28 protein-coding genes, 1 pseudogene and 1 other annotated feature are annotated in these 22261 nt (G+C 40.3%); of the genes and pseudogenes, 5 read left to right on the top strand and 24 right to left on the bottom strand.

Translation table 11 applies throughout. The annotated features are described in order from the left end of the window. Positions 1 to 144 precede the first annotated feature (144 nt). The 6 genes from QFZ77_RS23295 to QFZ77_RS23270 all read right to left on the bottom strand — a co-directional run bounded on the left by QFZ77_RS23295 (position 145) and on the right by QFZ77_RS23270 (position 3336). On the bottom strand, positions 145 to 378 hold the full coding sequence (locus QFZ77_RS23295) for a hypothetical protein (RefSeq protein WP_307443030.1): 234 nt from the start codon (positions 376 to 378) through the stop codon (positions 145 to 147). Positions 379 to 519: 141 nt separating this feature from the next. Beyond that, positions 520 to 933, bottom strand: a complete 414-nt coding sequence (locus QFZ77_RS23290; protein ID WP_307443028.1) for a hypothetical protein — start codon at positions 931 to 933, stop codon at positions 520 to 522. Positions 934 to 1229: 296 nt separating this feature from the next. After that, positions 1230 to 1637 carry an immunity 22 family protein gene (locus QFZ77_RS23285; protein WP_307443026.1) on the bottom strand — a complete coding sequence of 136 codons (408 nt, stop codon included), beginning with the start codon at positions 1635 to 1637 and terminating at the stop codon, positions 1230 to 1232. A gap of 70 nt (positions 1638 to 1707) precedes the next feature. Then, on the bottom strand, positions 1708 to 1974 hold the full coding sequence (locus tag QFZ77_RS23280; RefSeq protein ID WP_307443025.1) for a DUF3977 family protein: 267 nt from the start codon (positions 1972 to 1974) through the stop codon (positions 1708 to 1710). Between the two features lie 185 nt (positions 1975 to 2159). Next, complete coding sequence (locus QFZ77_RS23275) at positions 2160 to 2708, bottom strand: hypothetical protein (RefSeq protein WP_307443023.1); 549 nt, start codon at positions 2706 to 2708, stop codon at positions 2160 to 2162. 232 nt (positions 2709 to 2940) lie between these two features. Further along, complete coding sequence (locus QFZ77_RS23270) at positions 2941 to 3336, bottom strand: hypothetical protein (protein ID WP_307443021.1); 396 nt, start codon at positions 3334 to 3336, stop codon at positions 2941 to 2943. 184 nt (positions 3337 to 3520) lie between these two features. On the opposite strand from QFZ77_RS23270, the gene QFZ77_RS23265 reads away from it, so the two are divergent. Together QFZ77_RS23265 and QFZ77_RS23260 are read left to right on the top strand one after the other, a co-directional pair. Continuing rightward, positions 3521 to 3913, top strand: coding sequence for a hypothetical protein (locus tag QFZ77_RS23265; RefSeq protein ID WP_307443019.1), 393 nt, complete (start codon positions 3521 to 3523; stop codon positions 3911 to 3913). 123 nt (positions 3914 to 4036) lie between these two features. Next, a complete protein-coding gene (locus QFZ77_RS23260; RefSeq protein ID WP_307443018.1) occupies positions 4037 to 4381 on the top strand; it encodes a hypothetical protein in 345 nt (114 codons plus the stop codon). A 594-nt stretch (positions 4382 to 4975) separates the two neighbouring features. Here the strand turns inward: QFZ77_RS23260 and QFZ77_RS23255 are convergent. The 4 genes from QFZ77_RS23255 to QFZ77_RS23240 form a co-directional block, all read right to left on the bottom strand. After that, positions 4976 to 5545 (bottom strand): hypothetical protein, encoded by a 570-nt coding sequence (locus QFZ77_RS23255; protein ID WP_307443017.1) that lies wholly within the window; start codon positions 5543 to 5545, stop codon positions 4976 to 4978. A 254-nt stretch (positions 5546 to 5799) separates the two neighbouring features. Beyond that, the gene (locus QFZ77_RS23250) at positions 5800 to 6558 is read right to left on the bottom strand and encodes a hypothetical protein (protein WP_307443016.1); all 759 of its coding nucleotides are present in this window, start codon (positions 6556 to 6558) and stop codon (positions 5800 to 5802) included. A 349-nt stretch (positions 6559 to 6907) separates the two neighbouring features. Next, positions 6908 to 7543, bottom strand: coding sequence for a stalk domain-containing protein (locus tag QFZ77_RS23245; protein WP_307443013.1), 636 nt, complete (start codon positions 7541 to 7543; stop codon positions 6908 to 6910). A gap of 187 nt (positions 7544 to 7730) precedes the next feature. Further along, positions 7731 to 8195, bottom strand: a complete 465-nt coding sequence (locus QFZ77_RS23240) for a hypothetical protein (protein ID WP_307443010.1) — start codon at positions 8193 to 8195, stop codon at positions 7731 to 7733. Between the two features lie 178 nt (positions 8196 to 8373). On the opposite strand from QFZ77_RS23240, the gene QFZ77_RS23235 reads away from it, so the two are divergent. The 3 genes and pseudogenes from QFZ77_RS23235 to mreC all read left to right on the top strand — a co-directional run bounded on the left by QFZ77_RS23235 (position 8374) and on the right by mreC (position 10682). Next, on the top strand, positions 8374 to 8847 hold the full coding sequence (locus QFZ77_RS23235; protein WP_307443009.1) for a hypothetical protein: 474 nt from the start codon (positions 8374 to 8376) through the stop codon (positions 8845 to 8847). Between the two features lie 535 nt (positions 8848 to 9382). Next, positions 9383 to 9786: pseudogene (locus QFZ77_RS23230) on the top strand (rod shape-determining protein); the annotation flags it as partial. A 23-nt stretch (positions 9787 to 9809) separates the two neighbouring features. Beyond that, a complete protein-coding gene (gene mreC / locus QFZ77_RS23225) occupies positions 9810 to 10682 on the top strand; it encodes a rod shape-determining protein MreC (protein WP_307443006.1) in 873 nt (290 codons plus the stop codon). Between the two features lie 350 nt (positions 10683 to 11032). Here mreC and QFZ77_RS23220 read toward each other — a convergent pair whose 3' ends face one another. From QFZ77_RS23220 to gltX, 14 genes are all read right to left on the bottom strand, one after another. Continuing rightward, positions 11033 to 11299: a hypothetical protein gene (locus tag QFZ77_RS23220; protein ID WP_307443005.1), complete on the bottom strand. Its 267-nt coding sequence runs from the start codon at positions 11297 to 11299 to the stop codon at positions 11033 to 11035. Positions 11300 to 11473: 174 nt separating this feature from the next. After that, the gene (locus tag QFZ77_RS23215) at positions 11474 to 11926 is read right to left on the bottom strand and encodes an NUDIX domain-containing protein (protein WP_307443004.1); all 453 of its coding nucleotides are present in this window, start codon (positions 11924 to 11926) and stop codon (positions 11474 to 11476) included. A gap of 119 nt (positions 11927 to 12045) precedes the next feature. Next, positions 12046 to 12810 (bottom strand): hypothetical protein, encoded by a 765-nt coding sequence (locus QFZ77_RS23210; RefSeq protein WP_307443003.1) that lies wholly within the window; start codon positions 12808 to 12810, stop codon positions 12046 to 12048. Positions 12811 to 13175: 365 nt separating this feature from the next. Next, complete coding sequence (locus tag QFZ77_RS23205) at positions 13176 to 14516, bottom strand: immunoglobulin-like domain-containing protein (protein WP_307443001.1); 1341 nt, start codon at positions 14514 to 14516, stop codon at positions 13176 to 13178. A gap of 239 nt (positions 14517 to 14755) precedes the next feature. Next, positions 14756 to 15211 (bottom strand): GNAT family N-acetyltransferase, encoded by a 456-nt coding sequence (locus QFZ77_RS23200; RefSeq protein ID WP_307442999.1) that lies wholly within the window; start codon positions 15209 to 15211, stop codon positions 14756 to 14758. A gap of 186 nt (positions 15212 to 15397) precedes the next feature. Continuing rightward, on the bottom strand, positions 15398 to 15745 hold the full coding sequence (locus tag QFZ77_RS23195) for a VOC family protein (protein ID WP_047685110.1): 348 nt from the start codon (positions 15743 to 15745) through the stop codon (positions 15398 to 15400). Positions 15746 to 15916: 171 nt separating this feature from the next. Next, positions 15917 to 16288, bottom strand: coding sequence for an ester cyclase (locus QFZ77_RS23190; protein WP_307442998.1), 372 nt, complete (start codon positions 16286 to 16288; stop codon positions 15917 to 15919). A 39-nt stretch (positions 16289 to 16327) separates the two neighbouring features. Further along, a complete protein-coding gene (locus QFZ77_RS23185; RefSeq protein ID WP_307449777.1) occupies positions 16328 to 16780 on the bottom strand; it encodes a carboxymuconolactone decarboxylase family protein in 453 nt (150 codons plus the stop codon). A gap of 40 nt (positions 16781 to 16820) precedes the next feature. Continuing rightward, on the bottom strand, positions 16821 to 17318 hold the full coding sequence (locus QFZ77_RS23180) for a DinB family protein (RefSeq protein ID WP_307442996.1): 498 nt from the start codon (positions 17316 to 17318) through the stop codon (positions 16821 to 16823). A 167-nt stretch (positions 17319 to 17485) separates the two neighbouring features. After that, positions 17486 to 17788, bottom strand: coding sequence for a putative quinol monooxygenase (locus tag QFZ77_RS23175; protein ID WP_307442995.1), 303 nt, complete (start codon positions 17786 to 17788; stop codon positions 17486 to 17488). A 5-nt stretch (positions 17789 to 17793) separates the two neighbouring features. Beyond that, complete coding sequence (locus QFZ77_RS23170) at positions 17794 to 18789, bottom strand: helix-turn-helix transcriptional regulator (protein WP_307442993.1); 996 nt, start codon at positions 18787 to 18789, stop codon at positions 17794 to 17796. 35 nt (positions 18790 to 18824) lie between these two features. Continuing rightward, positions 18825 to 18947, bottom strand: coding sequence for a YdeI/OmpD-associated family protein (locus QFZ77_RS23165; RefSeq protein WP_307449771.1), 123 nt, complete (start codon positions 18945 to 18947; stop codon positions 18825 to 18827). Further along, positions 18889 to 19419, bottom strand: coding sequence for a YdeI/OmpD-associated family protein (locus QFZ77_RS23160; RefSeq protein WP_307442992.1), 531 nt, complete (start codon positions 19417 to 19419; stop codon positions 18889 to 18891). Before QFZ77_RS23160 ends, QFZ77_RS23165 begins: the two co-directional genes overlap by 59 nt. 772 nt (positions 19420 to 20191) lie before the next feature. After that, on the bottom strand, positions 20192 to 21874 hold the full coding sequence (gltX, locus tag QFZ77_RS23155) for a glutamate--tRNA ligase (protein ID WP_307442990.1): 1683 nt from the start codon (positions 21872 to 21874) through the stop codon (positions 20192 to 20194). A 75-nt stretch (positions 21875 to 21949) separates the two neighbouring features. Continuing rightward, positions 21950 to 22188: a binding site (T-box leader), on the bottom strand. Positions 22189 to 22261 lie beyond the last annotated feature (73 nt).

Here is a 22261-nt window from a genome sequence, read left to right as displayed (position 1 = left end):
GAAAAATAAAGTCCTAGACTGACCGCTGGTTCGCAGTTTTATTGAACTAACGTTATCCGTTAGCCATCCATGCCCCTCACGGCGCACCACGGATTAATGAAAATTCGCATAGTGATCGGCTACTTTCAGGGTAGTTGAATCGTGTTAGACTCCATAGAATTCTTTTAACTTTAGCCATGTCTCGTACCAAAAGGTCTTCACTTTATTGGGTTTCGAAATCACTATCTCAACATCTTTTTTAATTATATAAACAACTGTACCATCACTAGTTTTCAAAGTATCGCCAAATCCAAAAGCGATTTCTAGGCTATCTTTTCTATACTGTTCTTCTCTTGTATCTGACCACTCCGCTTTGCCAACTGAAAATCTTTTTTTCAATATTCCTTATCTCTCCCGTTTCTGATTTGTCTACACCCAGCCTGCTCTATAGTTGCCGATAGTCTGTTATTTGTTGTGCTGCTATCGTATCCGTTAGCGTAATGGCACTACTTCCTCGAATTGCCTGGGCAAAATACGGTGTTATGAGTTGTACCCGTCTTCTTTGATTAAGCTAGTTAGTTTGTTCAGGTGTTCTTCATAGTCATTTTTGTTCCGTTGAATAGTCTCAAATACACTTCCATTAACAAACCAGTTATATAATAAACTAATTAATTTATACGCTGTTTCATAGTAATCAGTAGAAAAATTATTATTATTCCTTCTGAAGTTATCATGACTTGTCCACTGGGGTATGAACCGAGATAAATACCTATAACCCTTTAAAAATTCACGTTCAATAATAGAATTATTTTCTGTCTTTAAGATATAGTCTCGCATTAATTCTATTAAATCTATGAATTTTTGATGTTCCCACGTAATATCCCCTCTAATTCCAATTAAGAAAGAATTGTTCTGTGCAGTTAATTCATTGTATAATTTTTCTTCTAACGTCATTGATTTCACCCTTTCAGTTTTTACGGGTATTACACATAACGTCTTTTTCGTGAGCTTCGTAAATTCGCCATATATCTAAGGTATTCGCGAAGTGACTACGCAATCCTGCCCTTTACTTCAATAACCAAAAAAGTGACCCACAGCAACGGGCTGTGGGTCTTAATTATATATATTTTAAAGGGGGTCGAGTTTTATTATAGGCTTGATTCATTAAAGCCATATGAAAATAAGATTTCATTCTTGTTACATTTACTCAACTAGCGTTCCCAGTTAGCGTAATGATGTAACTGATTATCTCAAGAAGTTTTTTCATCGTAACTAGTCGATCCTAAGTACTTAAGACTATAGTCCATATATTTAATCTCAGACACACTACCACTATACTCAAAATTATAAAGAAGAATTGCTACATTTACCTCATGCTTAACTTCATCTCCATTAATCTCAATGAATCTTGAAGAGATTACTTCTGAGTATGAGTTTTGGCTAAGTAAGTTCTGAAGATCCAAAGTTTCAATATCAAAAAATGTACATTCAATAAAATCTTCATCGTAGTAGTTAATATCAAAATCCTTGCCGAATTTGGATGGCATGATTTCATCGCTCTCGCCGTCTTCAAGATACGGTATCTCTATATATTCTTCTAACCTTTTTTGTTCAGGCATTTTTCCGACCCACAAAGAAACCATACCCTCTTTACGCATTCAAACTCCCCCAAGAAAACTTAATCTTTACGACCAAATTTACTAAGCCATGTTATCGTTATCCGTTAGGTTAACCACCAGGCGTGACCTCATCATCGGGTAGAAAACTTGTTAACCCCAGTATAAGTTTAAATGCCTTTCGTGGTTTGGCCGTTTTTTTGAATCCTTGTTTGGAGTCCCAAATGAAAACCGATTTTCCAATCCATAATCTTAGATAGATGGAGTAAAAAATAATAGGCTTTATAATACCCTTTTGCTCAACCTCAGACCCATCCTCCAACTCGGTTTCCGTTCTAACAATCCATGTATTTCCTATACCTACCTCGATATATTTCAATCAGGATTACCTCTTTCAAAGCAGAAGTCTAACATATCTATATTAACACATATTGGAAATATCCTGCCCGTTACTTCAACGGACAACGGCAGCCGATCGTGTGTCAGCTGCCGTCATGTCGTGATTGAACTATTGTTTCCGATAGCGGAACAAAGGGTTAGACATATAAGTTTACTGGTGTTTTTTTAATTACCAGAAGTAGCAATAATATTACCTTTATCATCGATTGCCGAAGCTTTTATTTTCCATTCTCTATATAGAGACGTTTCAGAATTGAAAAAGTTATCCTTAGGATATCCGATAAACACGTTATTTACGACAGGTATCTCAACTTCAATCTGATTATCAGGGTTACTTCTATCAGCATAAGTAACTAATACTTTTTGTACATGTTTATCTGTCTTTATTGCTCCCCAAATAACATTACCTGCTTCTTCAGTATTTACCGACCTACATAAGAAAGGAGTAAGTCCATTATCAGCAGTAAATGTCCAACATTCTTCTCTATCAGTAGAGTATCTATATTGGCTATTCTTCATTTTAAAAGTATTAAATATATATTGATCACGATCTGGATCTTTATCTTTACTTTGGTCCAAAAATATAACCGTGCGTTTATTTTCATCGGCATATAGAATCTTTATTGGATATTTCCACTTGCTTTGAATGGCTTTTTCTAATGAATTATAACTTATACATCCAGTTAGAGCCGACAACACAAGAAATAATATCAAAATTGGTTTTAACTTATAAATTATTTTTCACCCTTTCCTCAAGGATTCGATTATCCAAATATTGCAACGATATTTTAATAAGCAAAAAATAACATTAGCAACCCTCATGAACACGCGATATTTTTTAATATTCACAGAGTATTAATTTTATCCTCTTTTTTCCAAAATTAATTCCCACTAACCTGCCCTTTAGATGTTTGACTATCGTTTCTCGTTAGCTTAATTCCTCCTGTTATTGAATTACGTCACGGAGTGCAAGAGAATCTTCTACTGAAAGCTTTCTGTACAAATTTTGAGCCTCAATATAAACTTCCGCGAATTCATTGGTAAACCAAACATCATACCAAACAGATAATGCTTCACTACCATCAGTAGGTTCGAAATAAATTTTATAATCGGGCGGTATAGTCATGCTAATCTTCGATTTTTTCCAATCCCCTTTTTTTAACACCGATTTGATGGCTAGAACTGTATTCTTATCTGTAACCTCTTTGTGTTTTTCGTGTTTGTTTTCTGTTCCGGAGCGTTTGAGAACTACCAACTTGTCATTGTTTATCTGCTGTTTGCTTTGGCAGCCTACACATATAAGCATCATTGAAAAGATCAAAATTAAAATCGATCTACCCATTAAATCCCACCTCCTGTATTAATATATGAACGAAATCTATTAGCCAAAAGTTACAAAAGCTTTTTCGGGAAATTGTTAAACTAGTCTGACCGTTAGCGTAATACCTTTTTCAACTTTTGGACAAGGCAAAATGCTGTGAAGAAAAACATCGTCATGGGGCATATTATTTGGGGGTGAAAATTACATGTTTGGAAAGATACTCAGCTTACTTATCCTGTTTTGTTTTTTTACAACATTTGCACAAGCGTCACCATTAATGAGAATTGAAACCACACCTGTTCCTGAAGGTAACTGGACATATATTCCAGATGGTAGCGGGGAAATGAAAATTCATGTTACAACCTCTTATGCAAAGAAAATAAAAGTGTGGAGAGTTCCAACTGGAACGCAACAATGGGTAAATCGAAAACTCATTTGTGAAGAATCAGGCTTCAAAACTGATTGGATTTGTGTTTGGAAATATGATAAAGACGATACAATACACGACCATTTTGTAGTTGAAGCATTTGGTGAAGATTGGCGTATCCAAGATAGTATCAATGTCACTCGTAGACATTCTAAAAATCATCCTCAATAAAGTTTTGACTGATTGCGTTCTTCTGCCCTTAGCTTAACGCGGCTGCCGTTAAATACCAAAAACTTTTGGGCACATTTTAAACACCTTACCCATGAATGCTGAAACTAACATTGGATATAATAATTGGCAGGAGGTGGAAAGGTAAAAAAAGTAATAATAATGAGCTTTCTAATACTAGCGTTTACGATGCCATTTGCTCAGGCGAACGAACTTGAAAAGTATCCTAGTAATGCGGAAAAAAATTTCCTTGGAGCTTACGATTATTATCATCAAGTGAATCGTAGTGAATATACTGAATATCCAGATTCCGTATTTAAACTCAGGGAGAAGGTTTTGTACAAGGATATTAACAAAGTGTTCTCCAATGTCCCTAAACAATTGAATACAACATCTGGAGTAGGTGACGGTGTTGGATATAATCCCAAAAGACAAGTGTACGTCTTTTTTTCTGCCAAATACGTAAATTAAAAACTTTTTTCTCAATATGCTGTTTTTGATGCAGAGACTGGTCGAAAGATTTCATCAGCCAAACAAATACTTTAATTACGAGCTGCTTTTGCAGCTCCTTTTTTTTGAATATTTCACCACGCTCTTCTGCCCGATAGTTGAACAGGCTGCCCGTTCTTACTGGCAGCCTTGGTGTCCTTGAGCTATCGTTCCTTCGTTAGTTTAATGAGATAACATAAACTCTTATTTATCATCTAACTTAAAGTAAAAGTCTTCTAGCATTATCGTATCTTTAAAATGTAAATACCACGTGTCTTCCTTCGCATTATAATTAACAGATTTCACTGCAATAATCTTGTGCATGTCCGTCTTTAATTTTTCATCTTGAAGTGCCCTTTGTAGCATATATTCCTCTGTACGATCGGCTCCTTTAGGACGAATCGTAGTTTGTTCTATCACTTTGTGGGCAATTTCCCTGCCTGGGTAAGGCAGTGTGTAATTTCCACGCTCAGCCCATACTTTAACTTTATCGCCAATGACTAGTGTATCTGAAACATTTGAGAACCAGATTGCATTGTAAAACTCTTGACCCTTGCCGTGACTGTAATCAACAGCTTAACTACTTACAACAAGTATTTCTCCTGCTTTCTTATCAACAATATAACCTTCAATTACAGGTTCACCCAACCGATCCATTGCATAGAGGACACTTTCCCCAACAGGATCGGTTACAACATTATCATTAGGCTCTAAGTCTTGTGCATCGCTCCAATATATAACCGCCAAATTCTTTTGAAAAGTGACCTGAGGTTGAGCAGAGAACTTGACTATATCCTTAATTTGATCAAAAGCCTCGAGTCCTATTTTCCGTTCCTCATCTGATTTAAATTCATAAACGTAGAGGTTTTTCTTTGGGTTCACTTCTTCATGGAACATTAATGATGTTGTAAATATTGAAGGCTTTACCCCCGAGAGAATAAACATCTCGTGAGTCCCCTCTCCTTTTGATGAAAGAAGCGTACCTTCTTCTTGCATTACTTGTTTAAAGTCGTCCAATCTCAAAAGATTAACTGGTTTTTCACTTACCTTTTCAGCTAATTGTTCATTAACTACCGCTTTCTCACCACAACCAGCAGTTAAAAATACAAAAACTATCGGTAAAATCCATTTTATTAGTTTATTCATATTGTTTCCTCTCTAAGCTGTCGATAGATTATAGAGTAATTAGAATTACAAAAAAAAGTATTACAAATTTTACTTTCATGCAATCATGCCCTCTTCTTAGTTGCAATTTTATTCGACTGGAAAATAGAAAATCCTTTGTTTATCCGTGTGGGAATTTATTGTAAGTATTCTGCCCGTTACTTGAACAGGCTGCTAAATATGCCGGCAGCCTGTATTATTATTGTGCTATCGTTCCTCGTTAGCTCAACGTTTCTTTACTTTATGTTCTTAAATTTTTCTTCATTAGCTTTGTCAGTAAATTTTATCTGATCAAAAGCAATAGTTTGTAAAGGATTATCACCATCTGAAGAAACAATCTTCAGGATAATTCCAGCTTGGTTATCAAACCAAATAGTTAGCTTATTCCCTTTCTCTTTCCCCACTTTACGGTTTATAACTATAACTGTAGAATCACGATCAAGGAGCTTTTCTCCGCCCTTTAACGTGGTTTGACCATTACTAATGGCATCGTAAATAAACATTCCTGGATTCAGTAATTCGTTTACACCACCGATTGGTAGAAGTACTCTATTATTTGCTGGAGATAATTGACTTATTTCACCATCAGATCCTTTAATTTGAACATTTGTTCCGTCATTTATTGACTCTTCAAATCGATCCGGTGTTTTCGAATCTAATATGTGCTTCACGTAGAATCGGCTTGGCTGTTCGATAACAAGTTCAACTAGTTCCTTTTCTCCAGTAGCCTCAAATGTTATTATGATCTTTCCTTCTAAAGCTGAGTATTTATGATTCACATCCAGGAGTTTATTGATAATTGCTGAGATATCACTAACTTGTTCTTTTGTCTCACCAATTTGAACCGAATTATTGGGTTCAGTAGAAGCCAATAAATTTGGATTTGACTCTTTTATTATAGATGCGTCTTGTGTAGCCGTATCATTATTCTTTACGTCGCAACCTACCACCATTAAAAAAATTATTATTGTGAGCAAAAACCACCTATGCTTCAATTGAACTTCCCTCCCCATATCACTATGTCTATATCTGATCTTCTCAGCATCCTCACTTAGTAAAAAGCAAAAAGTAACCATCGGGAAAAAAAATGTTCTCTTCTTCAATGAGCATAAATCATCACTCCTTCCTGCTTAAATAACAAATAATTCCAAATGTTTAGACGATGCAAATACATTGATAGTTGCGTTAAACTCACATACAGTTGAAAAAAGTGGTAGCTTAAACTCAAGTTTCCACCACGCTCTACTGCCTTTTATAGTTCACCGTTAGTTGAACAAGCCCAGTTTTTAAAAATATCAATGATTTCATTTAAATTTAAAGGTCCTCCAGCTCCAATACTGTTGATTATTCATACATGAATTCAGATGTCGAACCATCTTGATTAAGATGGTATGAATAAGTTTTCCTATCTACATCAGTAACCGAACTAGTGTACCAGAATTCAATCTTTTCTAATTTGCCTTCGTTAGACCAATTAATCAATAATTGTCCCCGTATCTTTCCTTGTCCGAGACCCTCAAGATCAATATTACTTAAATTGCCATATTGATATCCTTGAGTTGCCATATAATCATATCTCCATGCTGCTTGCTGATTATCTTCATTTGTTCTTTCTACTACTGGCTCACCAATAAGTTCTTTAACATATTTTTGATCATAACCTATATTCAAACGAAAATGGATTAGCCAAACCTTTTTTGCAAATTCGTCGATGTTTGTAGGTTCATTCATGATGGAAATAACCTTATCTTTATCTATATACCTTATACCTACTCCAAGACTCTCGGCAACAAAACGAACAGGTACATAAGCATGACCATTATAATTTAATGTGGTATAACTGCTATCTAATTGTTTAGTTTGACCATTAAGTTCGTACTTGACTGGAAATAAGTACGCTTGTATCATGTCAGACGCATAAACAGCAGTTGTTGCGGTTAAACCAATGCCGCAAATTAGACCTAAAACAAACTTTTTCATACTCATCACTCCCAACATTCAGTTCTAAAGAATAAGACGAAGGGAACAAGTAAAAAGTTTCCATTTATAACTTTCTTATACACAAGCTATTTCAATAATCTGCCCCGTTAGTAGGGCAAATAAAATAGCTGCCGAAGCAGCCATTTTTCAACTATCGTGCGTGGTTTTTAAAAGTGAATGTCATTAGTTATTTTCTACCAGGAACGGTCATCAATCCATTTTCATGCTCAATAAAAATCTTGCTGCAAGACGCTGTGCCTTTTGTAGGAGAACCTGGAATTGCATCAAATATACAAACTTGTTTCTGTACTTGATACTTATCATCAACTCGAACAACTGAATAATCTACTGAAGGCAATTCCATATTATCATCTTTATACTTCAAATCCACCGATACTTTGATATTTGCTGAATCTGAAATGTCCACTTTTCCCAATGAAAAAGCTACTAACGGGGTTACTCCACCAGCGTCACCTTCCTTAATAATGGCATTAAAATAATCTGTAACGATGCCCTTAGCAGATTCTTCAAGATTTTGTTGTTGCACCTCCTGTATTGGTCTGCTCGTTTTCTCTTCAAGCGACCTATTATCTTGTAACCCAGCTGCACTGACTACGCGCCATATTGGAATATGTTTCATAAATTTATTCAAATAACCTGCCCGTTACTTCCCTCGGACAACGGCAGCCGATCGGTGGCCGGCTGCCGTCGTGTCATGATTGAGCTATCGTTCGCCGATAGTTCAATGCTTATTGTCATTTGCAACCTTTTTCCAGTTTCCTTAGTCTAAATAAATAAGTGAAAACTACGACGAATAGAGGATATAGTTGATGAGACGAAAAAATATCGCTGAGGTCTTATTGCTAGCAAAAAGTGTAGCGTTTTTCTATGGAGTGGATATCTTTACTAATGAGGCAACAAGACATCATTCTGGTAACGGAAATCTTGGTCTCATTCCGGTTACACTGTCTGCATCTGTCTATATACCTTTACTTTTGCTGACAATCGCTATTACACATGCTTGGGCAAGCAAGTGCAGAGTTGCTGTTAGGTGGGCTATTCTTCTGTGTAGCTGTTGCATCGTTGTTGCAGCGATTTATGGTGAAATTCTTTTTATTAATGGAAAAATGATTCTTCTAGGTGATTGGGATAATCCAGAATCTAAACTGTACCGCTTTCCATTATTGAACCAGTATACAAACACCTTCTTCTTTAATGGATATACTTTTGTGGGTGGGTTAGCGGTTGCCGTTTCAGTTGGCGTGGCAGTTTCCTTCAGAACAATTTCGAGTAACAATACCTAAGACATTGGCACGCAAATACATAAACTCTTTCCCCATATATCTCCTTTTATTGTACCATAAATTACCAACTATTACCGCATTGTCCTGCCCGTTAGCTTTTAATGTCTCCACTTTCCTGCAATCCGTCGGGAATGAGATACTGTTCTTGTTCACCCGACAATTAAATACCACTGGACACAAGTAAGTGTTCAGCCTTATCCTTAAGTTTGAGGAGATCACAATGTTAGAGGAATTGCTGACAATAATAATTGGTGTACTGTCTTTCTGTTGTTTAAGATGAATTTGAGAAAAGAAAAATTCTCATTTAACTAGTTTCTCTTGCATCTAGTTGGAATCACAGCAATAATTTTCATAATAAAGTATCTTATTTCATTATTTTAGTCTTCGGTAAAACGCTCTAAAGTTTCATAACAACGACTATTAAAGCATGTTTTCTTTTGCAGTGAGCGTGCTTTAACAATATAATTTTTACGTTATACGAAAAATAAATTTATGAAATATGTAATAGCATCTTGAACCATGTTATTCATATTCAGGGGAACGCACGTTTGAAACGCTCAATATGGAAATCGGCTCGGCCTTTCCGATGGACAAGCCCTAACACTGGAAATCCGCGGACGCGTCCTCGTTTCCGGTTTGCCCAAAACGATGAGTGTCACATCCGATGAAATTACCGAATCCCTCACGGATACGGTGAATGCGATCGTTGACGTTGTGAAGGGGACGCTCGAGAAGTGTCCGCCTAAATTGTAGGCTGATATTATGGATCGCGGCATTGTGTTGACCGGAGGCGGCGGTCTGCTTCGCAATCTGGATCGCTTGCTGGCCAGAGAAACCGGCTTGCCGGTTCTGGTCGCCGAGAATCCGCTAGATTGCGTGGCGATCGGTACAGGCCGCGCGCTCGAAAACATTCATTTATTTAAGAACAAGTCGGGTTGAAGTACACGATAATTCGTTAGAAGGTGCTTACTTTGTTTAAATTCATGGGAAATAAGAGGCTGATTCTTCTGATGTTCGGACTAGTCTGCTTCTTTATATTGATGGGATTAACGCTGGGGCCACGCGTACCGATGACATGGCCGGAGAAGTTTGTCAAAGACTCGGTATCGTGGACGCAAGGACTCTTCTATAAGCCCGCTGCGCAAGTGGCGGGTTTCTTTGAGGATATCCGGCAGCTCAGTGTCATTTATGAAGAAAACAAGAAGCTGAAGCTGACCTTGACGCAGTATGCGCGAGATACGCAGCGCCTGAATGAGCTGGAATCGCAGAACAGGCAGCTGATGGAAGACCTTGGCTTCACAGAGCGTCAGCGTCAGGCTAATGTGTACACGTACCGGATTGCCAAGGTCGTTACCATCGACCCAGATCCGTACAACAGCACGGTTACCATCAATTTAGGCGATAAAGCCGGCATCAAAGAGAATATGGCGGTCATGACCGTTGACGGGTTGGTTGGCCGAGTGAGCAAAGTGTTCGGCTTCCATTCCAATGTGCAATTGCTGACCAAAATCACGGACAACGACAACAACTCCAAGGCGATCGCCGTGACAGTGAAGGGCAATGAGAATCAGCCCTTCGGAATGATCGAATCCTTTGATTCCAAAACCGGCGAGCTTGTGATGAATAAGGTGGAACATGAGGGTGACATGAAAGTCGGAGATACCATCATTACATCGAGCTTGGGACAAGTATTTCCCAAAGGTATTGAAGTGGGGACCATCTCATCCATCCGTCCAGGGGAATTCGGTATCACTTATAAGGTTATGGTGAAGCCGAAGGCCTCGTTTAACCGCATTCGTGAAGTGTTCGTCGTCGAAGTTCCGGAAGTGAAATGAGGTGAGCCATTACGTGACTCGACATTTGCTGTGGCTCATTCTATTAGGATTGTTTATCCAGTAAGGCACCAGTATGGTTTGATTCCATCTTCTTGGCAATCCAGTGTGCATGTAACCCCCTATCTCCTATCCCTGTTGCATCTTTTGCTGAACTTATAATTGTTTTATCATTCGAAAGCCTTACGGAATTCCCGTAAGGTTTTTATAATTTTAAAAAAGAAAAACTGGTCTCAATGTGAATGATGGCCTGTTCTGCCACGGCATACTGCTCCTTGTTTCATTAAACTAACGTTTCCGTTAGTTGAGCGGAAAGTATTTCCGTAAGTAACAAATGAATAAGAGCAGATATTTTATTCGTAGTTCGGTATTTTCTCGCATGAAGTCGAATGTAGGTCTTCTATTGCTACTTTTAGAGCATTAGTTTCTGTATCAAATAAGGATTTATAATGAGATACAATTCCCCAATAACCTTCTTCATCCAACATTTTTCGAATGTCTTGGTCATGAGTAAACCACATATATATTTTACTTTCATACAATCCATCTTTTTCTCTTTTTATAATCACCGCTTTATAGTTTCTGCTTGGGGAATAAACTTCCCTAATGATACCGTCCATTGTTCCATCCCCAACTTTAAAATAATATTAATTCCATATTATATCATTTGTGCAATGGCGTTAATCCCCCAAATTATATGACCGATCGTAGCAAAGGGCCGCCACACGGCAGCCCTTTCGATATTCTGATTCAACTATCGTTATCCGTTAGTTGAACCAGGATAGGACTCACTTTTATTCATCATAGCTTTTTCTTATAACTAAATGGGATACTGTTACCACTCTATCTAAAAGAAAATCCAATATACCTTCTGGATACAACGGTTTTTGTTTCAATTGCTCGAAGGTACGCCAAGTTAATTTTATTTCTTCTCGCTCGTTATGATTTAAATTTTCATGAATTTGAGCATCATTAATTGAACCCCAATGTAAGATAGTGCAATCATGTCTCTTTTTGCCGTCATACTCAACAATGCTTTCATTAAGACACGCAAGTGAGCCAATATCCGATTGTAAATCAAACTCCTCAATTAATTCTCTTTTAATAGCTTCTGCAGCAGTTTCTCCGAATTCAACATCTCCACCAGGAAAGCGATAAAATGATTCTTGTTTATCACATTGAACTAATACAGCTAATCCATCTTTACGGATTACTATTGCTTCTGCTCTTAGTATTGGTCGGTTCAAGTTAATCCCCCTTTATAGAATACTCCCTTAATACAAATTATTCCATGCTACATTCCGTTATCCTGCCCAATAGCGTAATGAAGGCTGCCGAACGTTTCCTCGGCAGCCTTGTCGTTTTCTTATTCAGCTATCGTACCAAGTTTGCTGAAGTAATGTGGGAATGAAGACCAATTATCATAATCAACAGAAGGGCCCTTTATTTCCATTAAGTAGAACATGAACCGATAGACATCACGGACGGGTGCTAAGTCAGGGAAAGGTAGTACCGAACTGTATCCCGTTATAAAGTTATCCGCACCGAATTGATCTAGGGAACATTCCAAAGCCGAGAGTTCGAACTCTCGCGGTCCTAGTACATAGGCTTCAGTATCAACTATTGCTCTCACTAGCTCCTCGTCTGCAAGAAACTGTCGTGGATCCATATCCAACATTATATATGAGGCACTTTTGGGGACGGGCAATTTAGAGGCTAATGAACAGTAATACTCTGTCATTTTGGTAACAGCTTCATTGGACAAGTAATATCGTGAGGACAGGTTACGTATAGCGTTTGTAAGTTTTTGAGGGAAATCCCTTAAGGAATATCGAAAGCTCCCGTTCGGGGCACCGCATTCATAAAATTCACGTGCATGAATTTCACCAATGGATCTACCAAATTCTTTCATCATCTCTGCCGGCTTATTTAAGAAGTCGAGCGGTGAGCCCTTCACTTTTTCTACAATTACAAATTGTCTTCCGTCAATTAATCCCTTTGAAAGTACTTTAGGTACACAGATTTTAGTTGTTGTTTGCTGTAAGAAAAGGTTGATTCTTTCAATATCATATGTGCGACTTAATTCAATTCCGAATAAGTTCCTACACACCCACAGAAACGGAGCGTCCACACTTTCATCCACTCCCGATGATCTTACAACGTATTCACCGGAAATTGTATCTACAAGCCATACATCGCTTGCATGGCCCACCTAAGGAAGACTGTGCAAGGATCTGTTCTAGGAAAAGTGACTGTAAGTTCATGCTATCGCCCTCTTTATAGTTCGAGTCAATGGCTTTTATTATTCGAGAAAAGCACTAATAATCCTCTTTTTTCCAGCCCCTATTGTTGATGTACTCTGCCCGTTAGCTGAAAAAGGCAGCCTATTCTAACCGGCTGACATACGTTGCAGACCTATCGTTTTCCAAAATAACTTAACCATGGTTCTAACCAAATTACAAACATGGTTGCTCAAGTTTCAATTTTGGGTAATACTCATTCCTTAATTTTGAACTCGGCGTAAATCACTTTCTCTATTGAAGTTCCGTTCCCTTCTACTTCTTTACTGATCCTGTAAGTGCCTGGCTTTAGATTTTTATAAGTAACTGTTTGTTCCCAAATTTCCCTAACGTGCAAATTCAATCCGATTGCAGAAATAGCTTGATTCCTTTTTAATGGAACTTCAACCCAAGTTTTATTTTCGTTTCGTTCCATCTTATAGTTTAAGCCGTAAAAAAGTGAAGTTGGACCTGAATTAACCATTGTAAACGTCAATGATCCACTGCTCGGATAAGCGACTTTATCTAAATTGATCTCAGCATTTACTTGTTGAATGGGTACTTCATATGAATTAAGGACAACATCCTCTACATTGCCTCCAACGATAACCTCACCTGTAATGAAATAATGGGCTCCCTCTTTTTCCGGAAGTTTTACAGTAACCCTCGGGTCCCAGCCCGTTTTTACTATAGGTACGTGTTGTTCATCCACGAGTTTAACGAATGTTCCATCTGCATTTCTTTCGGTTAACTTAAATCGGATGATGTTTGAATCAAGTTTCACTTTATTCTCTTCACTTAGACCAACAGCCATTGTTACTTCCTCGCCGGGTTTTTTAACTAATGCAAACTCGTTGTAAATTTCTACCTGTTGTTTATAAGTCCACTTACCTGATTGAGGTAGAAACTCATAGAAGTTTATCTGTTCCATTTTCTTTTGATTCTGCACTAAGTCACCCCCATTTTCTCTCCTTGTATTGCTGCCTGACGGGAAGTGATAACTTGATTGGGGATCTTCGTTTATGACATCCAGCATATCTGCACCAAAAGTGGTTATTAACTCTACTTTTTGAGAATCTTCCATATAAGCTTCAACAACTACTTTTCCACTCTTCAAATCAATGTGCGACGAAAAACCATCAATATTCTTAAGTTTTTCAGCAAGGTTTATTTGTAGCTGTTTCAAGTCCTTCATCTTGTACTTCGCTTTCTTGAAGCTAACACCTTTGTCCCCAAATAATATTTGAAGTGTTGTCATTAGTTCTTTTGTTTTGTTATCTTCTATTTCCAACACAAAAACGTATTCGATTTTATCGGCATTTTCGGAACTCAAATAATAGTACCCATAGGTTTCGAACTCTCTATTTGGGAAAATCCTGCTGATCTCGCTTTCCATAGCAACATCATATTGCTTTTCAAAATCAAATAATTTCTTTTGATCATCGTTTAGCAATGCTTTTACAGGGTCTTCTGCTGATAATGATTGATTTGTTGAAACGTACAAAATACAAGCACCCAGTAAAAAGGATCCAATAACAAATAATATCTTTTTTTTCATGAACTAACCTGCTCTCATATTTACAAATTACCTTGTATTGATGTAAACATAGCAAAACAAAGAAGGTAATGTATATTGGTAATTTATAGAAATACATATCTGTTCTTTAAAAGAATAAAATGCATAAACTATACCTTCAATTTTAATGGTTACTTCAGTAGAAAAAGGGATCACGGCTTGAGCGGTTGCCGTGATCCCTTTTTAAGTATCGTTCCTCGTTAGTGGAACATGAAATGAGTTTATAATTCTTTTGCCATTACGATGCTCGTTTCTTTATAGCCTAACTTTTCATATAAACCACGCGCTATTTTGTTATGAGCAAAGACGTGAAGTCCCATACTCTTTATGCCAAATTCTCTTGCCATCTTTTCTATATCTTCCATAGCTTGCTTGCCAAATCCACGTCCTCGGTAATCTTCCCTAATTTTTATATCGTAGATATACCCTTTATTGTTTGGTTTCAATGCCAGCCAAATCATCCCAACCTCTTGGCCATCAGAACGAATTGTTAATAATTTATTATTAGCGGTTTTCTCACCATCCGGCAAAAGTTGTGCGTATTGTTCTGTTGCCTTACTGATAGATTCCTGTTCGCTCCAGTTACCAGATTGGACGTTGCTTTCTGCATAGCTTTTAATTGCAGAATATAGATACTCCTGGAATTCAGTCGAATTCATTAAATCTAATGTAATCATTTCTTTGTTCCCTCTCTTAAAATATTATGAAATAAAATATTTCGCATTCCTCTTGAAAATATCCTTTTTTGATTTTGCAAGACTGCCCGTTAGCTGAGAAGGCTGCCGATCTATAGCATCGACAGCCTTCTCATGATGTTCATTGTAGTTCTGCAGTTAGCTCAATAGCAAATGAATTACAACTCGTTATTTCTCCCAAAGCTCGACCAGTCGACCTTCAGGATCTTCAATCCAAATAAACTTTCCAAATTCACTAATCTCTTTTTTCTTTGCAAGAGGTACACCAATATGTTCAAGATGCTTAATAGTCTCGTTTAGATTATGTACTTGGAAATTTAACATCACTTGTTGTTCTGTTGGAAAATAACTGTCATTCTCGGTAAAGAAAGAAAAGATAGTCTCATTTCCTAATTGGGGTTTTATCACAGTCCCATTCCAATTTTCTATTTCAATCTTCAACACTTCACTGTACCATTTTTTTATAACTTCAAGATTCTTAGTTCTCCAAAATATTCCTCCGAAACCTTTTATCATTGTATCTAACTCCTGTCTGTCATCAAATTTTTAGCTATCCGATTACATTAGATATTCGAGATTTAAATTTAAGTTCCTTTTTCAACTATACTGCCCGTTAGCGCAACGAGGCCGCCGTTCAAAACGCGGCAGCCTCGTGGTATAGTTTATTGTGCTATCGTATTCGTTAGTTTAATCCTTACGCTTTGACCCGACAACCTCTCCTAAATTCGTAAGCCCCCACACTTCGGCAATCCGTTGGCTTTCCACTCGAATAAGTTCAAGAATCATTGGTTGTTTTTCAGCATCTGCTGCGGTTATTCCCCGTATACTAGTGCGGCTTGCGGCTTTTTCGCCTTCAACAAGCAGGTCTTCGACAACCACTCGAATATCCGGGAATCGTTCGAACATCGAAACCCATGTCTTTTTAACGGCTTCAAGCCCAGCTTGTAAGGGATGACTGTAAAAGTCTTGTGTAAAAATATCATCTACTGAGTTTATATCTCTGCTATTGAACGCTTCGTACATTCGATAAATGACCTGTTCCATTTCTTCTCTCGTCAATGAAATCCTCTCCGTTTCTCTAACCGGATACCGGTTAACTCATTCTGCTTCTGGAGTGAATCCCATCGCAATCGAAAGCCGGTTCCAACTATTGATCATCATGATTAACATCGTTAGATTGATGTACTGAGTTTCCGAAAAGTACTTCCTAACCTTTTGATACACATGATCCGGCACTTTAAGCGAGGGCAATAATGTTACATGCTCTGTAAGTTCTAATGCCGCCTTCTCCATTTCCGAGTAAAGATGGCTTTCTTCCCATGCACTGAGACAATAAAGCCTCATTTCGGATTCCCCTAATTTTCGCGCATCGGCTGCGTGATAAGAAAGGCAATATACGCAGCCGTTGATTTGCGATGCCCTGAATTTGACCAGTTCGCGAAGCTTTGGATCAAGATCAGTCGACTTAGTATACGCATCCAGCTCGCCTAGAAGCTTAAATCCTTGCGGCACTAATTTCATCACCTGATAAATATCAAACCGTGCAGACATGGAACGATCCTTCTTTCTTGATTGAATTTTAGTATTTTGCTCAGGCATACGGTTTCATCCCTTTGTCAATCCAGTCTTCGCGAGTGGGCCCCAACACAGGGGGGACTCGTAAACCAGCTTGCCGCATCAATACCGTCAATTGGCCGCGGTGGTGAATTTCGTGTCGCAATGTAAACCGCAGTGAAGCTCCATTCCGCCAATCTTCACCGGCCACGTTAACGACCTGGCCAAGCGATTCATCCGTCCATTGGCTTCCTATAGCACGCAGCATAGCTTTTCCAATACGTCGATATTCACTTGCAATCTTTGCCGCGGATAGAGGCGCGGCCTCCTCTGCCAACGGCTCGTCGAAGGATAAGCCCAGATAGGTGAGAAAATGAATAGAGCTTACGAGATGCCAAGCAATCTCTCCAAGGGTCCTCTGATTGTCCGAGACAATTTGGGTGAGCGATTCATCTGTCAGCGTATTTAGCACCCGTTCCGTTATTGCGGACTCCATTTCGAACTCCTTTATGAAATCATCGATTTTGGTAAACATTCCTGTTTCCCTCCAAGTTCATGATTTTCCTTTCTCGCTAATCATATCTCGCAATCGCTGACAGTTACGGTCAGTATTTCTGTACAGGTTTTCTTTCGGCCGCAATAAGAAAAAAAGAAGGGGCCGCTCCTCGACAGGAACTACCCCTTCTTTGCATGAACCTGACTTTAGATCCCTTTGCCGCCGACCGGCCGCAGCTTTATCGGTTCTGCGCCGACAATCAACGGCATGCATTTCTGGATCAATGCCAATAAATTCTCATTTTGAAGAGAAGCGGCATGTGCTTTGGCGTCTCTCCAAAGTTCCGTGATCCAACCGACGTCCGGATCGTTTTCCGTCACATTGATGATATACAATTCGTAGCCTTCCATAGAATCAAACTGATCGGCCGCTTCCAGCATCGTCTGCACGAGCGCATCTCGCTGGCCCGGGTGGGTGATCAATTTTCCATACATGGCGAATTTGTTCATATCGTTCATCCTTTGCTTTCTGGGATTCGTACCGATAGCGTCGATTCGTAATGTGCCGCAATATCGCGGCTTACTTCCACAAGCCTTTCAATTAGCATGTCCGGTTCGAGAATGACCAGCGATTTCCCGTAAGGGAGAAGAAAGTAAGGAACATAGGACTTCAATGAAGGCAGGCTAAGCCTGAATAAGGCCTGTCCCTCATTACGTTCGACAAGCGTATGGCTGAATAGCCAATGCTGGCATAAGAGATCCAGCGCCTGCCCATAGCCCAGGATCTTTACTGTTATAAGAGATTCCGAATCCGAAGCGCCGGGAAGTAAGTTGAGCAGCAGAAAATCTTTTGCAGAGAACTCGGAAGGCCGCTCAAAATAACGATCGCCTGGTGCGATTCGGGAAATGCGATCCACCCTGAAGCTGCGTATCGCCTTCCGAAGGTTGCAATACCCGACGGCATACCAACTCCCTTTCCAATGTACAATGCCGTAGGGGTCGACTTCACGAATGCTGGGGGTCTCCCGCTTGCCGTTGTCGTACACCATCTCTACTGATCTGCCCCAAGCAGCTGCCTCTTCCAAAATCCGAAGCCAATCCCTTTGCTTCTCTTCGATCGGCGGATTAATGATGGAGATGCCTTCCATATGGCGCTCGATTTGATCGAGTTGTTCTTCATTCGTGTAGCGCTTCAGCTTATTAATCGCCCGATTGAGTTCTTCTTTGAACGGGTAACCCGCCTCGTGGGCGAAAGTTGAAGCGTGAACTAGCGCCTTCTGCTCTTCCATATCGAACATCAGGGGGGATTCCGTGAACTGATTGAGTATCCGATAGCCTCCGTTCGGCCCTGAGTCGGCTATAATCGGGACCCCGCTGGCGCACAACGAATCGATATATCGGTATACCGTGCGAATATGGATCTCCAGCTCGTTCGCGAGCTGCTTAGCGGTTATTCGTCTACCCGACCGGAGTAGCCACAGAATGGACAGCATATGGTCTGCTTTGGACATCGTTCGCCATTCCTTCCTTAGATGAGCTGGGTATGTTAAGGAGATGAAGGATAAATTTTTTCGCCTTTCTCAAGCATCTGGATGAACTGCCGGATCCGCTTATCTCGGGTTTCTTGTTTTTTTGGCGTTGTGAATTCGAAATATGATTGCGTATTTATTTTGTCTATCAAGCGTATCGTAGAACGCCTTAGCTTGGGCATTGCGCTCCAACTCGATCGTGAAGTCCTCAGGCAGCGAGGCGATACTTTGCGATTCGTAGGCTTTATCCCAGTTCCCGTTCTTTTGGGCCTCTTCAATTGCCTTATATCCGGAAGTCTTCATTCGCCCGTTTGTGATCAGCTGTCCCGCTTTTTCTTTATTGACTTTGGACCAGATACTCTTGGCTCCGCGCGGAGTGAACCGCTGCAACCATGTTTTCTCATCTAACGCTTCTTTCTGACTGTCGACCCATCCGTAACATAAGGCAACCTCGAGCGCTTCGTTATAGGAAACGGTAACGACGCCTGAATTCTTTTTCGCAATCTGTAATCGGATGCCGGGTGAGGTATCACAATTATCGTCAAGCCAACGCTCAAAAGACAGTGGATCGGCAAAGGACATAATCGGTAAGTCACTCGATTTTTTCACCACATGAATCGCCTCCTGATCTAAGTGTATACAATTATTGCTGACAATTACAGTCAGTGATTTTCAACCGGAGATATTGGAACGAGAGCCCTTTTTTGATCAATGCTCGTAAGGGGGTAGCCCTTGGTCGCACTCTTCAAAAAAGCATATGATTATTCATAAAATGCGTGCGAGTGGGATTCAATCAAGAAGCCGAGCGATGTAATTAACCTGTGTGCCGATTGATTCTCCAAGTACGGAAAGTAGACAACACTCGATCGGCGCTAAGTTGAGTATTTTCTGTAAGAGTTCTTAATTCTTAATTATAGTAAGGACGATCGCCAGCAAGCTCCTACTCCCAACTGAGTTAAGCCTCCTCTATTCAACTATCCTGCCCGTTAACGATCGATCATTAATTAATGCTATTTATTCTCAGTACGAAAAAAAAGGGGTTACATATTAGTTATGTTTAATATGTAAACCCTTTTATTTTAATATATTTTTCTCAACTAAGGTCTTGATAATTTTCAGTCAAATACTTTATTTTCATTGAACATCTGTTGTTACTTCCCCTTCATGCCCTAGTGAAAATAGCCGTTTGCCACCACGCTCTACTGCCCTTTAGCTTAATGACAACAATGAGCAGCTGCCGTGGCGATCTGCTCCCAGGTATGATTCAACTATCGTTTCCGTTAGTTGAACAAACTGCCGAGCATCACTATTTGATTAATAAAAAAAGAGAAGGCCGCGAGATGAAGGCAACCTACTCTTCGTTACTTAGTCAAAACGGATTTGTTCAAGAACGGGATCCCCGTGGAGAATAGCCGATAAACTGGTTCAGCCTGTTACGTAAACGAGCGTCTCCCATAACATGCATCATATCGTACAAATCCAGCGTCATTGTTCTGCCCGTCAAAGCGACTCTAAGAATCATCGCAACGTCACCGACGTGCCCTGGATACTGTTCGGGATTCTTCTTGTACGTTTTGGCATCCTTGGCGAAGCCGAGTTGCACGCCAATTGCCTTCACTTTACCAAACCAGCTGTCACGGTCATCTTGCAAATCAAGTGTTTGCGCGTATTCGCGAACGACCTGCTTCGCCAGCTCCGACGGCATTGAGGCAAGCAGCGAATCGTAGCCCGCTGCTACCGACTTACTGAACGATTTGTCGAAGAAGTACGCGTACAAATCCTTCACGTCCGACCACTTAGCAATATCCTTCCGCGGCTTCTCCAACGCGCGGCCAATTTGGAAGACCGCCGTCGCATATTCTCGATTGGCAAGAAGCGTCGCTTCCAACTCCGTATCGTACGCCGCCGCCCATGCTGCTGTGTGCTCGAATACTTCATATGCGCGTAGCCGGGCGATTACATCCTTGCTGATGTCACCTAGCTTATTCACATCAAACAACGCGCCACTCACGTTCATTTTGTTCATGTCGATCATGAATTCCGAATATGGCGCTTCCGGCTGGCTCATCCGCCACTCCTCGTAATTGGAATTAATGAGCGTCATCAAGTACTCCGTAATTGAAATTCCCGGATAACCTTCCTGCTCGTAATAGCTCGCAGCTGCATCCGGATCTTTACGTTTGCTGAATTTGCGCTTCGAGGCACCGTCCATCTTCATCAGCGGAGCCAGGTGGCCGTATTCCGGTCTGCGGAAGCCAAGCATGTCGAATAGCTGCAGGTGAATCGGAACTGAAGCAAGCCATTCATCACCTCGAATCACATGTGTGGTACCCATCAAACAATCGTCCACCGCATGCGCGAAATGGTAGGTCGGAATACCGTCGGACTTCATGATAACAATGTCCTGTTCATTCTCAGGCATTTCGATTTCACCTTTGATCAGATCATTGTACTTGATTCTTCGATCCGGTGATCCCGGCGATTTCAACCGGATTACATACGGCTTTCCAGTCGCCAGCTCCGCTTCAACCTGCTCCTGCGTCAGATTGCGGTGAATGGCCCATTCTCCATAATAGCCCGGATTGAGCTTGGCTGCTTGCTGTTTATCACGGATTTGCTGCAGCTCATCCGCATCGCAGAAGCAAGGATAGGCTAATCCTCGCACGATTAGATTCTTAATAAAGACATGGTAAAGGCTCGCTCGTTCGGTTTGCTTATAAGGACCGTATTCCCCTACCTCTTCGCCAGCTGCAGTCGGGCCTTCATCCGGATAAATACCGCAATAGCTTAACGCCTGAAGAATATCGCCGATGCTCCCCTCCACTTCCCGTTTCTTATCGGTATCCTCAATTCGCAAGTAGAAGACGCCGCCGCTCTGATGCGCAAGCCGTTCAGAAATGAGCGTGGCATAGATGCCGCCAATCGTAAGAAATCCGGTCGGACTAGGCGCGAACCGTGTAACCTTGGCTCCTTCTTTCATTTGTCGCGTGGGGTAACTGACCAGAACGTCCTCCGGCAGCTTCTCAATAGCTGGAAATAAACGCTGGGCAGGCTCAGTTTGATTCATAATCGTTCCTTCTTTCTCCTCGGGATTGTAGACAGTAAACTCTCAGACAATAAAAAAAGCCCTTCATCCTCATTCAACAAGGACGAAAGGCATCGCTTCCGTGGTACCACCTTGATTGGGTCAACGGACCCGCTCATAGATGCAGCATTTAACTGCGACATCTCTTCTATAACGGGAAGACCCGCCAGACTTACTCCCTCTTTCAGTCTGATGCTCCGAGGCTTCTTTCTCCAAGCTCGAATACCCCTTCCACTACCAGCAGGGCTCTCTGCAATTCGAATACTTGTTTACTCTTCCTCATCAATCGCGTTTCTCGAATATATATGGTTATCAGTTACGGTAGCATAAAGGCTAATGCAGCGTCAAGGTGAGATACGCCCGAATCAG

This window comes from Paenibacillus sp. V4I3, assembly GCF_030817215.1.
Lineage (GTDB): Bacteria > Bacillota > Bacilli > Paenibacillales > NBRC-103111 > Paenibacillus_E.
This window is presented reverse-complemented; position numbering and strand designations above follow the sequence as displayed.

What these genes read in the sequence shown, in the direction of transcription:
- QFZ77_RS23290 (WP_307443028.1), bottom strand. Translation starts at nt 933, where the DNA reads ATGACGTTAGAAGAAAAATTATACAATGAATTAACTGCACAGAACAAT.
- QFZ77_RS23285 (WP_307443026.1), bottom strand. Translation starts at nt 1,637, where the DNA reads ATGCGTAAAGAGGGTATGGTTTCTTTGTGGGTCGGAAAAATGCCTGAA.
- QFZ77_RS23270 (WP_307443021.1), bottom strand. Translation starts at nt 3,336, where the DNA reads ATGGGTAGATCGATTTTAATTTTGATCTTTTCAATGATGCTTATATGT.
- QFZ77_RS23265 (WP_307443019.1), top strand. Translation starts at nt 3,521, where the DNA reads ATGTTTGGAAAGATACTCAGCTTACTTATCCTGTTTTGTTTTTTTACA.
- QFZ77_RS23255 (WP_307443017.1), bottom strand. Translation starts at nt 5,545, where the DNA reads ATGAATAAACTAATAAAATGGATTTTACCGATAGTTTTTGTATTTTTA.
- QFZ77_RS23245 (WP_307443013.1), bottom strand. Translation starts at nt 7,543, where the DNA reads ATGAAAAAGTTTGTTTTAGGTCTAATTTGCGGCATTGGTTTAACCGCA.
- QFZ77_RS23235 (WP_307443009.1), top strand. Translation starts at nt 8,374, where the DNA reads ATGAGACGAAAAAATATCGCTGAGGTCTTATTGCTAGCAAAAAGTGTA.
- QFZ77_RS23220 (WP_307443005.1), bottom strand. Translation starts at nt 11,299, where the DNA reads ATGGACGGTATCATTAGGGAAGTTTATTCCCCAAGCAGAAACTATAAA.
- QFZ77_RS23205 (WP_307443001.1), bottom strand. Translation starts at nt 14,516, where the DNA reads ATGAAAAAAAAGATATTATTTGTTATTGGATCCTTTTTACTGGGTGCT.
- QFZ77_RS23200 (WP_307442999.1), bottom strand. Translation starts at nt 15,211, where the DNA reads ATGATTACATTAGATTTAATGAATTCGACTGAATTCCAGGAGTATCTA.
- QFZ77_RS23195 (WP_047685110.1), bottom strand. Translation starts at nt 15,745, where the DNA reads ATGATAAAAGGTTTCGGAGGAATATTTTGGAGAACTAAGAATCTTGAA.
- QFZ77_RS23185 (WP_307449777.1), bottom strand. Translation starts at nt 16,780, where the DNA reads ATGTCTGCACGGTTTGATATTTATCAGGTGATGAAATTAGTGCCGCAA.
- QFZ77_RS23180 (WP_307442996.1), bottom strand. Translation starts at nt 17,318, where the DNA reads ATGTTTACCAAAATCGATGATTTCATAAAGGAGTTCGAAATGGAGTCC.
- QFZ77_RS23175 (WP_307442995.1), bottom strand. Translation starts at nt 17,788, where the DNA reads ATGAACAAATTCGCCATGTATGGAAAATTGATCACCCACCCGGGCCAG.
- QFZ77_RS23170 (WP_307442993.1), bottom strand. Translation starts at nt 18,789, where the DNA reads ATGTCCAAAGCAGACCATATGCTGTCCATTCTGTGGCTACTCCGGTCG.
- gltX (WP_307442990.1), bottom strand. Translation starts at nt 21,874, where the DNA reads ATGAATCAAACTGAGCCTGCCCAGCGTTTATTTCCAGCTATTGAGAAG.